13 protein-coding genes are annotated in these 13,246 nt (G+C 57.2%); 8 read left to right on the top strand and 5 right to left on the bottom strand.

Annotation, left to right across the window (positions count from 1 at the left end; all coding sequences use genetic code 11):
* Positions 1 to 50 precede the first annotated feature (50 nt).
* Positions 51 to 1,274: an MFS transporter gene (locus tag M1136_00735; protein ID MCL5074167.1), complete on the top strand. Its 1,224-nt coding sequence runs from the start codon at positions 51 to 53 to the stop codon at positions 1,272 to 1,274.
* A gap of 64 nt (positions 1,275 to 1,338) precedes the next feature.
* Here the strand turns inward: M1136_00735 and M1136_00730 are convergent, their stop codons facing one another.
* Together M1136_00730 and M1136_00725 are read right to left on the bottom strand one after the other, a co-directional pair.
* The gene (locus M1136_00730) at positions 1,339 to 2,382 is read right to left on the bottom strand and encodes a DUF1786 domain-containing protein (GenBank protein MCL5074166.1); all 1,044 of its coding nucleotides are present in this window, start codon (positions 2,380 to 2,382) and stop codon (positions 1,339 to 1,341) included.
* The gene (locus tag M1136_00725; protein MCL5074165.1) at positions 2,370 to 3,383 is read right to left on the bottom strand and encodes a D-cysteine desulfhydrase family protein; all 1,014 of its coding nucleotides are present in this window, start codon (positions 3,381 to 3,383) and stop codon (positions 2,370 to 2,372) included. The genes M1136_00730 and M1136_00725 overlap by 13 nt, the downstream gene beginning before the upstream one ends.
* A 470-nt stretch (positions 3,384 to 3,853) precedes the next feature.
* On the opposite strand from M1136_00725, the gene M1136_00720 reads away from it, so the two are divergent.
* Positions 3,854 to 4,507 carry a methyltransferase domain-containing protein gene (locus M1136_00720; protein MCL5074164.1) on the top strand — a complete coding sequence of 218 codons (654 nt, stop codon included), beginning with the start codon at positions 3,854 to 3,856 and terminating at the stop codon, positions 4,505 to 4,507.
* Entirely contained in the window at positions 4,500 to 4,748 is a 249-nt protein-coding gene (locus M1136_00715; protein ID MCL5074163.1) for a hypothetical protein, read from the top strand. Before M1136_00720 ends, M1136_00715 begins: the two co-directional genes overlap by 8 nt.
* Before the next feature lie 21 nt (positions 4,749 to 4,769).
* Here M1136_00715 and M1136_00710 read toward each other — a convergent pair whose 3' ends face one another.
* Positions 4,770 to 7,190, bottom strand: a complete 2,421-nt coding sequence (locus tag M1136_00710; protein ID MCL5074162.1) for a DNA internalization-related competence protein ComEC/Rec2 — start codon at positions 7,188 to 7,190, stop codon at positions 4,770 to 4,772.
* Positions 7,190 to 7,753 carry a ComEA family DNA-binding protein gene (locus M1136_00705; protein MCL5074161.1) on the bottom strand — a complete coding sequence of 188 codons (564 nt, stop codon included), beginning with the start codon at positions 7,751 to 7,753 and terminating at the stop codon, positions 7,190 to 7,192. The genes M1136_00710 and M1136_00705 overlap by 1 nt, the downstream gene beginning before the upstream one ends.
* A gap of 309 nt (positions 7,754 to 8,062) precedes the next feature.
* Here M1136_00705 and M1136_00700 point away from each other — a divergent pair, with 309 nt between their 5' ends.
* From M1136_00700 to M1136_00685, 4 genes are all read left to right on the top strand, one after another.
* A complete protein-coding gene (locus M1136_00700) occupies positions 8,063 to 8,581 on the top strand; it encodes a hypothetical protein (protein ID MCL5074160.1) in 519 nt (172 codons plus the stop codon).
* Between the two features lie 101 nt (positions 8,582 to 8,682).
* A complete protein-coding gene (locus M1136_00695; protein ID MCL5074159.1) occupies positions 8,683 to 9,369 on the top strand; it encodes a TIGR01906 family membrane protein in 687 nt (228 codons plus the stop codon).
* Entirely contained in the window at positions 9,351 to 10,088 is a 738-nt protein-coding gene (locus M1136_00690; protein MCL5074158.1) for a DUF881 domain-containing protein, read from the top strand. The genes M1136_00695 and M1136_00690 overlap by 19 nt, the downstream gene beginning before the upstream one ends.
* Before the next feature lie 7 nt (positions 10,089 to 10,095).
* The gene (locus M1136_00685; GenBank protein ID MCL5074157.1) at positions 10,096 to 10,773 is read left to right on the top strand and encodes a DUF881 domain-containing protein; all 678 of its coding nucleotides are present in this window, start codon (positions 10,096 to 10,098) and stop codon (positions 10,771 to 10,773) included.
* A 606-nt stretch (positions 10,774 to 11,379) separates the two neighbouring features.
* On the opposite strand, the gene M1136_00680 is transcribed toward M1136_00685, so the two are convergent.
* Positions 11,380 to 12,726 carry a TldD/PmbA family protein gene (locus M1136_00680; GenBank protein MCL5074156.1) on the bottom strand — a complete coding sequence of 449 codons (1,347 nt, stop codon included), beginning with the start codon at positions 12,724 to 12,726 and terminating at the stop codon, positions 11,380 to 11,382.
* Between the two features lie 225 nt (positions 12,727 to 12,951).
* Here M1136_00680 and M1136_00675 point away from each other — a divergent pair, with 225 nt between their 5' ends.
* Positions 12,952 to 13,179: a zinc ribbon domain-containing protein gene (locus tag M1136_00675; GenBank protein ID MCL5074155.1), complete on the top strand. Its 228-nt coding sequence runs from the start codon at positions 12,952 to 12,954 to the stop codon at positions 13,177 to 13,179.
* The last annotated feature ends 67 nt before the right edge of the window (positions 13,180 to 13,246 follow it).

The following is a 13,246-nucleotide window of genomic DNA, read 5'->3' as shown; positions in this document are numbered from 1 at the left end:
GCAATTCTGCCATAATCTGAGAGACATTCCCCTTTTAGGAGATTTGCCAGATGGAAGGGCCCAATCACCCCCAGAAAGATAAGCTGCTCACAACGGATTTTGTGTTTATCTGTCTGGCCTCGTTCGCCTTTTTCAGCAGCTTCAATCTCCTCCTGGCTACCCTCCCTATCTACGTCCTCCATATCGGTGGGGGTGTCTTCGATGTGGGGCTGGTGACAGGCTTCTTTGCCGCTACAGCTCTGGTGAGCCGGCCATTCGTCGGTCGGGGAGTGGATGAGCGAGGTGCTAAATCCTTCCTGATTTTGGGGGCGCTCACCTTCATCATCTCCTCTTTTCTCTATAACGTAGCCACAAATATGTCGTTGCTGTTCGGGTTGCGCCTGTTGCATGGTGTCGGGCTGGGCATATTCACAACGGCGGCCAATGCCTTTGTGGCTGAGACAGCGCCTCTCACCCGCAGGGGGGAGGCGGTGGGCATCTTCGGTACCTCTGCCAACCTCGGTCAGGCTATCGGCCCGGGTCTGGGGTTGACCATAATGAACCTGTGGGGGTTTGTGCCTCTCTTTCTGGCCGCAGCTGGCCTCTCCCTGGTTTGTCTTTTGGCCGTGATGGTGATTAAGGAGGAACAGCAGTGGCGAGTCACCGCAGGCGACCTCAGCTACGGAACAAGAGGGGCGATGTTCGTCTCTGAGGCCTTCTTTCCGGCCGCCATCCTCTTGGCCTTGACGGTGACTTACGGGTGTACGATCTCCTTCCTTCCCTTGTTCGCTAAGGGCCCGGGGCCATTCAATGCGGGACTGTTCTTCATCGCTTTCGCTTTCACCATCATCATTGTGCGTACGCTATCTGGGCAGCTCTCAGATAGATACGGCCGGGCTGTGGTGATCATCCCTGGAATGGGGATAGTGGCCCTTTCCATGTTCATACTGATGACACTTACGCTGGGTCCTTCATCGTCTGTCCCGCTCCTGGCCCTGGCCGGGGTTCTTTATGGACTCGGTTTTGGCGCGACCCACCCATGCCTGATGGCCGAGGCGATCGATCGGACGAACGCGGGGAGCCGGGGTGCGGCGATGGGAACCTTCTCGGGCGCCTACGATCTGGGTGTAGCCCTGGGCGGGATGGTCCTGGGAGTAGTGCTTCAGGTCTCTAACTTCCCCCTTACCTTTGCCGCTGCCGCCATGGTGGCTGTGCTGGGGATGCTCTACTACGCAGCTGGAGCGCGTCGCCGCAATCCTTCCCCGAGGCCGACACAAAATGGGGCCCAAATTTAGCCACTTTTAGCTACCGCTGGTCACGTTCTGCTGGCTATCCCATGAACGGTACTCTTGACAACCTTCATGAGCGTTTCAGTAGTTCACGGCTGGCAGCCACCAGACCAAAACAGCCAGCTAACATCATGTCTCCATAGGGGACGGCGAGGTAGTAGCCGAGATCCCTGGCCATCTGCCGATTGGGACCGCTGACTGCTGTCAGCCGGAACCCCTGTCCCACCGTGAACTGGGGATGAATGGAACACCCATGGCCATCGTCCTGGAATACCTCCTCATTAGAGAGGGTGCCCGCGCGCAAGCGAGCGATGTAATTGGCTAGCTTGGGGGGAGTCATGCGGGCCGTATGGTGTTCGAACAGACCCCACATGCGGCGCCCCTGAAGCAAGGCACCGAGGGTGTGTTGATTGCCGATGTTAGCGATGATGACCCCCTCTTGGCTGTGGGCAGCTACGAAGGGGTCGCAGAGGGCTCCCCAGATGGCCGCTGCCCCGGTATCCATCACGATGGCGCCGGGCACCTCGGTCTGTACGGCCCGCATGCGTGTCATTCGACGGGGGGCCTCCAGATAGGCTAGTTCGGCTATCTGACCGCCTCCTTCCACGAACTCTTGCCAATAGCGAAAGCGGAAGGCGCGGTTGCTGCCTACTGGACAGTGTCCATGGTCTTGAACAGCGATGGCCGTTCTCTGCGGCAGAGCGACATCGAACAGGGCAAGTCCCTGCCGAAGGGAATCGAGGTCAACGTCGCTTAAACGAATGACCATGGCCGCAGGCGGTGCGTTCCCAACGATCCCGACTCCCATTTGGCGCACGTGTTCCAAATTATCATGGAAGGTGAGAGCTGCCTGTGCTGTGGCATAGACCTTCAACCCGGCCTGGATATGTCTGCGTATGGCCCCTGCAGAGGGACCGCCCCCCATAATGTTGCCGGTCAAGAAGATGGGCCTCCCCTGCGCCGTGGCCGCCTGGATCCTATTGGCCACAATGTTCGTTTGGGAGGGGAGAATGAGCTTCACGCAATTCTCCATTGGCCTATCGCTCTGATAAAGCAGGATGTCCTGTGTGCCACCACCCACATCTATGGCTAGCAAGGACCTCAACTCAGGCATAGTTCCCCTCCCTCGGCCAGCTCCTTCCCGTAGGCGAACAGGGCCGGTACCCCGCCGGTATGCCAGAAAACGACGGTGTTATGCGGACCGAGCTGGCCCTGGCGAATGTAAGCGATCAGTCCGGCCATGGACTTGCCGCTATAGATAGGATCAAGGAAAACCCCTTCCGTTTGGGCCAGGAGTCGAATCGCCTCGCGGCAGGAGGCAGAGACCTTCCCGTAGCCCTCGCCGACATATTCATCATCAACGATGACGTCATGGAAAGATTGTGGCCAGCCCAGCATTTGGGCCGTTTCTGTGGCCAGCGTGGTGATGGTGGTGGCCAACTCTTCCCGCCTCGGTCCGACGCTGATACCCACAATATGGACATCGATTCCAAGCCATCTGGACCCCACCTCCAGGCCAGCCTGGGTGCCCCCGGATCTTGAGGCCAGGAAAATGTAATCGGCCGATAGTCCTCGCTCGTAGAGTTGGTTATAAAGCTCCAGGGCTGCGGCCACATAGCCGAGTGCTCCGATCGGGGTGGAACCACCCACTGGTATCAGGTAGGGGCAGTGTCCTTTGTCCCGCAGCTCTGCTGCCACCGCTGTTGCTGCCTCCGTCATCTCCTGGAAGCCTTCGGCTGTTACTGTTCTTACCTCTGCTCCCAGCAGGTGATCGAGGAGGAGGTTCCCTGCGGGGGCTCGTTCCAGGTTGGGTGGCGATCCAGCCAGGACGAGGATGACCCTTAAACCTAGGCGCCGTGCTGCTGCGGCCGTCAGGCGGGCATGGTTAGATTGCAGCGCGCCGGTGGTAACGATCACATCGGCCCCTTTCTGCTGGGCGTCGGCCAGCAGAAATTCCAGCTTGCGTATTTTATTGCCTCCCAGGGCGAAGCCGTTAAGGTCGTCCCGCTTAAGGAAAAGACGTGGTCCGCCGAGTGCTTCGGCGAGGCGAGGTGCTTCCTCCAGCGGGGTTGGTAGGTTACCCAGGTGTAAACGAGGTATCTTGGTGATAAGCATCGTTACTCTCCTTTCTGGCCCTCATCCCCCTGCCCCCTTCTCCCGAAGGGAGAAGGGGGCAGGATAGCTAGGGCAGAGCTCTATCCTTCCCAGGGGGAAGGACTACCAAGGAGGGGGTGCCCTCCTTGACTTCCCCTCACCTTTGCGGGAGAAGGGGGGCAGGATAGCTAGGGCAGAGCCCTATCCGCCTTCGGCGGACTCTGCACACCCCCCATCCTGTGGGAGGAAAGGCATCCAGCTATGGGTTACATCCCCTAGTCCATCGAAGGTAGGGGCAGACCTATGCGTCCGCCCAGTTTTGGCTGTGTCCCCCAGGCCATCCCAGTCCTTCGAAGAAGGACGCCCCTTGGAAGCCCCATTGTTCGATGGTCTCATTATAGCAGGTAGCGCCAATGTGGTGTTGGTGGTAGAATGGTTTTAGCCCTGGGAAGATCCACTCTTTGGAGAAAAACGAAAGCAGGTGGCGCTGTATGCGAAAGAGCAGGATTCCCCTCTTTATTTTGATCCTATTTCTGGCCTGGCAATTGGTTATTCGCCTGGCGCGTAAGATTCACCCCTTCCCATGTCCCTTCGAGGCGACCTGGCTGCTGGAGAACCCCTTCCGCAAACGTTTCTTTGGGCCCCAAAAGATCCTGGATCATCTCGGCCTCCGCTCCGATATGCGGGTGCTGGAACTTGGTCCAGGCCCTGGCTTCTTTACTCTGGAGGCAGCCAGGCGTTTGGGTCAGGGGGGACGGCTCTATGCCCTGGATATTCAACCGCGCATGATCCGCAGGCTAAGAGAGCGACTGTCAGGATCTGGAGTGAATAACGTGGCGCTCCTGCTTGGCGATGGGATGGCCTTGCCTTTTGCCGCTGAAAGCCTGGATTTGGCCTTTCTGGTCACCGTACTGGGCGAGATTCCAGACAAGGATATGGCCCTGCAAGAGCTATATCGAGTCTTGCGCCCGGGTGGGGTGCTTTCGGTGTCGGAGATGCTTCCCGATCCAGATTACTCCTTTAGGGGTACTACTATCAGGCGCGCTGAGCGAGCCGGTTTTGAGCTATGCGGCTGTTTCGGCAACTTCTTTGCCTATACACTGAACTTCCGGAAAGGAGGAGCACGGGAGGTGTGGCATGCGTGATGTTTTGATCCTTCTTATAGGAGTCATCATCGCGGTTATACTAGTGCAATTCTTGCTACCGCTCGGCTATGGAGGGGCCACTTCCGACTACTATCCCCCACCCATCAGTTTCCTGAGGCATATTTTTCTGCCGTGGATACCGTCCAGTGAGTCGCCAGGCTATCCCTACCCAGGCAGTTCCCAACCCGCCCCTGTGCCGGATGGACCTCCCTTGTCTACGCTGCAGATGCCCAATCCCTAGCTCTGCGCGGCGCCTGAAAAACTACCGTTCGGTGCGGATCCGATAGCCGGCTTCATCGATCACCACCTCGATGGTGCCGTTTAAGTCTGTGCGGTATACCGGTGTCCCCCGCAGCTTTTCCAGCGTCTCTGGTGCCGGATGTCCAAAACGATTGTCCTTGCCCACGAGTATAATGGCTGCTTCAGGGTGTACAGCGGCCAGGAAGTTGCTGTCCAGGGCGGTGTGCCCACCCTGATGGGGCACCTTCAGGATATTGCTGCTTAGCGCTTGTCCTTTCCTGAGCAGGTAGCGCTGTCCATCCTCCTCCAGATCGCCGGCCAGTAATATGGTCGCCGCTCCCATCCGCAACCTGACAACCACCGAGTTGTTATTGGCATCAGAGGGGGTCCCGCTCAGTAGCTCCTCCCCGGGGTGGATGATCTCCAGTCTTATCCCCTGTCCCAAGGTGATCTCCTGCCCGGCCTTGGCCACGGTGCGCTTGAGTCCCTTCTCTCTGATCGCCTCCAACCAGCGTCTATAGGTGGGAGTATTATGAGGATAGCCGGAATCGAGTACCTGTTTCACCCGGTAGCGTTGCATTACAGCCAGGAGGCCAGTTATATGATCCTCGTGCGGATGGGTGGCGATCACCAGATCTATCGTTCGGTCCCAAAACGGTAGACGGCGACCCAGGGCATTGCTGATGGCCAAAGGGCTCGGTCCGCCGTCGATGAGGATCTTTTGATTGGTTGGGCTCTGGAGCAAGATTGCATCTCCCTGTCCGACGTCGAAAAAAGTGAGATGTGTCTTCCCATCCGGTAGGGCGAAGATGGCCGCCCAGGCAGTAACGATGAGGAGCAAGAGAGTGCTGAGCGTCGTCTTAAGCGACAGGTGCTGATGCTGGATTGCTGTTTGGTCACCTTTCGCTCTGCCTAGAAATGGCCTTGACCATAGCGTCCCCTGGGATGGCCCGCTGATCCCATGCGCCCGCCGCTGTACCAACATCAGAGCGGCGAGCAGAACAGCGTAATAGAGCCACCCCAAAGCGCCCGGTAGAGGGGTGAGGGAAAAGGAGGAGAATGGCAGGCGTGCGCAAAGTTCTACAATAGAAATCATATACGTAAGGTGTAGCCAGGCTATCCAGGCGAAGGGGAGGGCGAGGGGTGCCCAAAGGAGTCCAAGCAACCCCGCCGCCCCTCCCCAAAGCATTATGCCGGGGAAGGCGGGCAGAGCCAGCAAGTTAGCCAGCGGCGTGACCAGCGAGGCCTGGTAGAAGTTCAGGACGATGATTGGCAGGGTGGCTAACTGGGCGGCGAGGGTGACCGAAAGACTCTCCCGAAACCAGAGTGGAAGACGGCGAAGCCAGTCCTGTAAGAGTGGTTGAAGCAGGAGAAGTCCAGCCGTGGCTAGAAATGACAATTGGAAGGCCACGTCCCAAAGGAGAAAGGGGTTAAGGCCGGTCATCATCACCCCCGCCACCGCCAGAGCGGTGAGGGCGTCGTTGGGACGGCCATAGTAGAGAGCGCCGATGGCCAGGATGCTCATAATGGCTGCCCGCATGACCGAGGCGCTTGCTCCAACGAGGAGGGTATAGAGGACGACGCCAACGATAACGAGGAGGACGGCACGACGCCTGTTCCAGCGACCGGCTAAAGTAGCCAGCATGCCGGCGATAAGGCTGATATTGAAACCAGAGATGGCGATGATGTGACTGGTATTCGTCTGATTGAAGGCGGCCAGGAGTTCGGCCGGGATGCCTGAGCGTCTTCCCAGTAGTATTCCCTGAGCCAGGGAGGACTGCGGCTCGGGCAGTAGACTGCCCAGCACTTCAGCCAAACGGTCCTTAAGTCTATAGATCCATGCTAAAGGGGTGTACCCGCCTGGTTCGAGTCGGGTGATGTGGGGATAGCGCAGCATAGCGTATATCCCCTGTCTGGCTAGGTAGTCCCGATAGGAGAAAGACCCAATCTGCGGGGGTGTCTCCAGGCGTCCCTTGAGCTCTAAACGGTCGCCGTAACTATATGCGGGTAACCAGGGGGTGCGCACGAGCACTTCACCGGAGACGGGCAACCATTGGCCACTAGTAGATAGCTCCTCAATGGTCACCCTTAGAGTGGCCCAGCGGTCGCGAATTTCCGGTTCACTGCTAACCCATCCCCGCAGGGAGAAGACTCCTCCCTCATTGTAGTAGGCTATATGCTGTTCACCAAAGTGGGGGAGGACTGCCTGGTAGCGCCAAAGGGCGGTGAGAAGGACCAGCGCGCCTAACAAGATTAGGCGGATGTGATCGACCGGCCACCAGAGCATTAGAAGAACAAGTATGAGGGTGCCGAGAGCGAACATTCCCTCCCAGGGCAACATCAGAAAGGAACCCAGGTAGAGGCCGCTCAGCCAGGCACAGCTGAGGAAGATGAGTGGGGTAGCCGTGACCCTTCGCCATTGGTCAAGGGATATGGCGCTCATCAGCGAACAGTAATAAGGTCCTTGATCTTAGTGAAGGTGGCCTCGTTAACCAGTTTGGCGCTTCTCAGGTCATCGATGCTCTTAAAGGGGCCATGCTGCTGACGATAGCCAACAATCCTTTGGCTGGTGACCGGCCCGATGCCCGGCAGGGTGTCTAACTCCGCAGCCGTAGCTGTATTGATATCGAGGAGAGCGGCAGCGCCGGCCCCAGCGGATGCTGATGGAGAGGTTTCCGCAACCTTGGGCACGTGGATGTGGAGCTCGTCACGCAGTTTGGCGGCCAGGTTGATTTTAGCGAGGTCAGCCTCCTCTGTGACGCCACCAGCGGCGATGAGCGCGTCTTCGATGCGTTCATTTTCCCGCAGCACGTAGACGCCGGGCTCCTTTACCGCGCCGGTGACGTAGACCTTGATCTCCTTGCTTAGGGGCCCCTTTGTTGGGGTAGCAATCTCGATGGCGACCGGGGTTGGGCGACGGATGAACCAGACCCCGGCGCTGATCAGGAGGATAGCCACGAGGGCCAGGGTTAAGGGTCCACGGTACCGCTCCAGCCATAGCTTCATATGGCGTCTCCTTCGGCGATCGAATAACGAGATCTCGGACGCTGTGCCAGCCAGAATGACCTTTTGGGCGTTATTCTAACATGCTCAGATAAAAATGTGGAGATGCGCCTGGCCTGTCAGGGTAATAGCTTACAGGATCCACCGCTCCGGCGATCGGTGCGCCCGCCTGGGCGAAGGGGTCGGCGTAGTTGACAAGCCCACAGTCAGCGACTATCATGCGGCTGGGGGATGGTATCGCACCGTGGGCAGGGCTACCTTGAACCACCTGTGGGGGAGATATTCGACGCTCTCACCTAAGGAGACATGTCGATGATTCGCTATCGCCTCGGCTGGCTGATCCTATTCTTACTGATCACTTTGGTGCTTGGGCTGAGCTCGATTGGCTGTGTCAAGATGACGGAGGTTGCGAACCAACCCACCCCAGAGGGATCGCTCATGCTGTCGAGGCCAGTGCCAAGGGATGAGTGGCACGATGTAAGCATCATCAGCCTCGATTTTGATCCAGCCTTGAAGAGTGGTAGCCTATCGCAGACTACCATTACAAGGTCCTCTTTATTGGCCGCCGTCGAGAATAAAGGCACCCAGACGGAAAGGAATTTGACCGTTGAGGTCAGGGTTAGCGGCGAGGCCAATGGTGATACCCTGTTGACGAGAAGTCAAACGATTGACCTTTTAGCTGCGGGTGAGGTTAAGGTAGTGAGGTTCGGTAGTTTTGAAGATATTCCGCCCAGGGCAGACTACTTTGTTCAGGTGCGTGTTCTACCGGTCAGCGCTGAGGTTGATCTAACCAATAATCAAAAGACGTTGCACATACGCGTTGGCTATTAAACTAGAGGGGACCTAACGATAAGGCGGGGATCAGGGGAATAAGCGGCCCACTGGGCTGATTCCATTGATCCCCCTTCGTTTGAGGGGAGTGGCTATAGCTGATGGGGATAATGATGAAATTGGGGAGGATCATCTTTGTGCTCTGCCTACCGCTCTTCCTGATCTCCAGCAATGTGCGTTGGCTAGCCCTGAACCAGAACTACTACGAGGCTACCCAGGCCAAATACGCTGTAAGCGAGCATAGCGGGCTCTCCCAGTGGCAGATAAGCGCCGCCAATAAGGCCCTGATCGCTTTCTTTCAAACCCCCTCAGATACCCTGCCCCAACAACTGCAGTCCAATGGCCTCAGTCCTTCTTTCTTTAAGCCCCGTGAGGTAGCTCATTTATTTGACGTTCGATCCCTAATCTATAAGATAGGCGATGTTCAGCTCGTCTCTGCTCTTTATCTCGTCCTTTTTCTCCTGGTTGGCTATTGGGTCCCTCGCTCCCAGCCCATCCGCCGGACGGCCAGCAACCTGCTCCTGGGTAGCGGGGTCACTGTTCTGACCCTCCTGGCCGTTTATGTCTTCTCCTTGATAGACTTTGGGGGATTGTTCCGACAATTCCATTTGCTCTCCTTTCGCAACGATTATTGGCTGCTCGATCCCAACACGGACAATTTGATCAAAATGTTTCCCGAGGAGTTCTGGATGGACGCTGTGCGAACATTGGCCCTGCTCTGCAGCGGTGAATCCCTAGCCCTCGGAGGGTTAGCTGGAGGAGTTCTCTTGTGGGTAAAACGACGTTAAGCAAAGGGACCATTATCCTCACCCTGTTTGGCTTGTTGCTGGGCTTGCTCCTGAGTGCCCAGTGGCAGGCGCGGCCGCCCAGCGTGGCCATATCTGCTCAGCCTCGACCAGAGGTGATGAGCACCATACAACGTCTTGAGACGGAGCAGGCTGAGCTAAAGAAGCAGATCACCCAGCTGCGGGCCCAAATCACTGCCCAGCAGCAACAAGCCGCAACCGAGAAGGAAACCCTCAGCGAAATTCGACAAGCCTTGGAGAGGGAGCGGATGGCGGCTGGAATGGTCGCTGTGAAGGGGCCAGGCTTGAGGATCACGCTGGACGATAGTGCTAGCAAGACTATACCGGCCAATGAGGATCCATCGCTCTACTTGGTACATGAATATGATCTGCGCGATGTCGTCAACCTCTTCTGGTCGGCAGGAGCCGAGGTGATTTCCCTGAATGGGGAGCGAATGGTGGCCATCACCTCTATCTATTGTGTGGGGAGCACCATTATGGTCAATAATACGAGACTTTCCCCACCCTATGATCTGCTGGCTATCGGTGATGCGGAGGCGATGGAGTCCGCCTTGAACGATTCAGCCAACCTGAAAACCCTGAAGACTAGGGCAAAGGTCTATGGGGTCCAATTCAAAGCATCTAGGGCGAGGGAGTTGAACATCCCAGCCTATAACGGCAGTATAGTGTTGAACTACGTCAGGTTGAGTAGCAGACGGTGAACCTGCGATGAGGTCCAGATCAAGTATCATCTCGCTAACTCTTGTCTGCTTCCTTCTCGGCCTCATGCTGGCGATGCAGTTTCACGCTCAGGGCAAGATCGCCCGATCTGCTGGCATAGTCACGGCCAGTGATCAGGCGATAATCATCAGCAACTTGTACGACAGCAACATGGCCCTGCGTCGGGAGGTGAGCGACCTCACCAGCCAGCTGGAGCGATATGAGCGCTCTATAGAGAGAAGTGATTTAACCATTATGGCTGAAGAGCTGAATCAGTTACGCCTGATCAATGGGTTAAGCGAGGTGAGTGGCTTAGTTACAGCGATTTTCATCTCCGGCGAGCTGCGAGCGGAGGAGCTACAGGATTTAATTAATGAGCTGCGCAATGCTGGGGCAGAGGCGATCGCCATCAATGAGCAGCGTATCGGGGTGCGCACGGCCGTAGTCAAGGATAAGATTGGTCTCCGCGTCAATGATGTCTCGATCACCCCTCCCTACGTCTTCAAGGCGATCGGTCGCCCCGAAACGTTGGAGCGAGCCCTCACCCGCAAAGGGGGCTTGGTGGGGCTCATCCAGGCAGCCAATCCGGAGATGAAAATCGCTGTAACTAAGCGAACTTATTTAGTATTACCCCTTTATCGCCCCGGTTATGAATGGAGATTTGCCAGACCGGCCGGTCGACAGTGAGCCAACCTGGCGAACCGGTTACTCCCCGCCGGGGCAAGGGAGGGGTCAAGAAGGCGCAGTAGGGGCACGTGGCCACGTGCCCCTATCCCTGGAGAATTCCAGGGCTGTGCCTCGAAGAGTCTTCGACCTAACTATCCCCCCGCAGCAGCAAAGGGGGTCAAGGAGGGAGGGCGCAGCCCCACAACCTGGAGTGAATCGAGATACAGCCTGGATCCGATCCCCCCTTCTCCCGCAGTAAGGGGTGGTCAAGGAGGGAGGGCGCAGCCCCACTACTTGGAGTGAGTCGGGATACAGCCTAGATCCGATCCCCCCTTCTCCCGCTGGGGGTAGTTCAGAAGGGGGCAAACCCCCTCCTTGGAGGGTTCTAGGGCTCCGCCCTAGGCTCTATTCCCCCTTCTCCCGCTGGGGGTAGTCCAGAAGGGGGCAAACCCCCTCCTTGGAGGGTTCTAGGGCTCCGCCCTAGGCTCTATTCCCCCTTCTCCCGCTGGGGGTAGTCCAGAAGGGGGCAAACCCCCTTCTGGGAGGGTTCTAGGGCTCCGCCCTAGGCTCTATTCCCCCTTCTCCCGCGGAGCGGGAGAAGGGGGGCAAGGGGGGATGAGGGAACCCTCAGAGATAGGGCGTTGCATCCTGGAAGGTCCAGCTGGCGATCTTCAGGGCTGGTACACGCGCCGAGGACAGCCCGCTAGGGTCCCGTTGTAACTTGGTGGTCTTTCCGATCATCTGGACGTTGCTCAAAGCCTCGAGGTAACTTTGGGTAAAGCGCAGGTTCCTGAGGGGACGGGTCACCTCGCCATTTTCGATGAGAAAGGTGCCATCCCTGGTCATACCCGTGATGATCACCTGTAAAGGGTGTACGGGACGGGTGTACCAGAAGCGCGTCACCCAGATCCCCTTTCGGGTGGATGCGATCATATTTTCCTTGCTTGCCTCACCAGCCTGCATAAACATATTCATGGGATAGGGTCCCCAAGTATTAGGAGCCGGCAGAGCGTGCCCGGTGGAGCGCTTGCCCTCCTTCGTTGCCGTATATGAGTCATAAACAACGGCTTGAGCGATGCCCCCCCGAATCATATCTACCCGCCCTTTGGGCACTCCTTCATAATCGAAGGGGAGAGGAAAGCCACTTCTATCCAACCCATCATCCCAGATGGAGATGTTCGCTCCCACGATCCTTTGTCCAAATTTGCCCTTCATAAAGCTCCGCTCTTCCTGCATGGCCGAGGCACTAAAGCCACAATAGGCTAACATATCCAGGATGTCCAACGTGGCGTACTCTTCGAGAATTACTTCATATTCCCCAGGGGGAATGGTGGTTGGATTCCGCCCACGCAGGGCTTTGGCGATGGCCTCCTTAGCTAAGGCTTCAGCATCGATGTCGGCCACGTCTAGCGAGGAGAGGTCAGCATAGCCGGAGGAGGTATCAGACATAATTACTGTATTAATGTCGGCTACCGTACCGCAATGGTAGGCCCGCACGCCGAGGGAGTTGGCCACGGCAATCTCATATCTGGCCGTGGCAAAAGACCCCGCGGCATTCAGCCCATTCTCGCTGGATAATCGGCAGATGGTGCCAACGATCCTGGCTCGTTGTTCCGGCTGATATTCGGCTGTGCGACGGACGAAAGCGTTGACCTTTGTTATAGGTGCTGGGGCAGGCAGCGATGCGAAATCAGGATTCTCCTCCTGAAGTTGAGTGATAATGGTAGCCGTCTCAACCACTTTGCGTATTCCCTCTTGGCTAAGGTCGTTAGTGGAGGCGACCCCCACCCTTTTCCCCAATACCAGACGGAGGCGCAGCCCCATGTTACTCTCGGCCACATTTTGATGGATATAGGAGTTGGCGAATCTGGTCAGCTGAGAATTATTGCCTAACAAGACGACCTCTACCTGGTCGCCTTTTGTCTGGGTCAGAACACGCTCCAGGAGACGTAAAGCCCTTTCCTCGCCTAACATCGCTATTTCCTCCTTTCTTGACCCCCAAACCCCGCCTGCGGCGGGCAGGCCAGCAGAATCCGCCTTCGGGCTTTTTGCCCTTCCTGTGGAAGGAGGGCACATCCGAAAGACCCCTGCCAAAGGGTCCTTGTCCCGCTGCACACCCACATCCTGCGGGAGAATTGACCCTTAGGTAGTTTTGTCGTAAAATAGAATTTAGAAACACCATATCACGAGGGATATTCCGTGCCTATTTACGAATTCTGCTGTGGCGATTGTCATTACAAATTCGAGCTGCTCCGCAGCCTGGAGCACAGTAGCGATGCAGCCACCTGCCCGCGCTGCGGCGGTGAAGTGAAACGGCTCCTTTCAACCTTCGCCTCTTTCAGCAAGGGCGAGGGTGGAGAGACGAAGTCGCTGGGCAACAGCAGTTGCGCCACTTGCTCTGCCACCAGCTGTGCCACCTGCCGTTGATGACCCCACTTGCTCCAGCCTGATTTGCCACCTCTAGAGCGCCAGTCCCTTGCCGGGCGTCCTGCGC

The organism is Chloroflexota bacterium, from assembly GCA_023475225.1.
Classification (GTDB): domain Bacteria; phylum Chloroflexota; class UBA6077; order FW602-bin22; family JAMCVK01; genus JAMCVK01.
Note: the sequence above shows the minus strand (reverse complement) of the source record. Positions and strands in the feature narration are given on the sequence as shown.

Bases quoted from the DNA above. Each gene is read 5' to 3' on its own strand.
- M1136_00735 (MCL5074167.1), top strand. From the start codon at position 51: ATGGAAGGGCCCAATCACCCCCAGAAAGATAAGCTGCTCACAACGGAT.
- M1136_00720 (MCL5074164.1), top strand. From the start codon at position 3,854: ATGCGAAAGAGCAGGATTCCCCTCTTTATTTTGATCCTATTTCTGGCC.
- M1136_00705 (MCL5074161.1), bottom strand. From the start codon at position 7,753: ATGAAGCTATGGCTGGAGCGGTACCGTGGACCCTTAACCCTGGCCCTC.
- M1136_00695 (MCL5074159.1), top strand. From the start codon at position 8,683: ATGGGGATAATGATGAAATTGGGGAGGATCATCTTTGTGCTCTGCCTA.
- M1136_00685 (MCL5074157.1), top strand. From the start codon at position 10,096: ATGAGGTCCAGATCAAGTATCATCTCGCTAACTCTTGTCTGCTTCCTT.
- M1136_00725 (MCL5074165.1), bottom strand. From the start codon at position 3,383: ATGCTTATCACCAAGATACCTCGTTTACACCTGGGTAACCTACCAACC.
- M1136_00730 (MCL5074166.1), bottom strand. From the start codon at position 2,382: ATGCCTGAGTTGAGGTCCTTGCTAGCCATAGATGTGGGTGGTGGCACA.
- M1136_00710 (MCL5074162.1), bottom strand. From the start codon at position 7,190: ATGAGCGCCATATCCCTTGACCAATGGCGAAGGGTCACGGCTACCCCA.
- M1136_00715 (MCL5074163.1), top strand. From the start codon at position 4,500: ATGCGTGATGTTTTGATCCTTCTTATAGGAGTCATCATCGCGGTTATA.
- M1136_00680 (MCL5074156.1), bottom strand. From the start codon at position 12,726: ATGTTAGGCGAGGAAAGGGCTTTACGTCTCCTGGAGCGTGTTCTGACC.
- M1136_00700 (MCL5074160.1), top strand. From the start codon at position 8,063: ATGATTCGCTATCGCCTCGGCTGGCTGATCCTATTCTTACTGATCACT.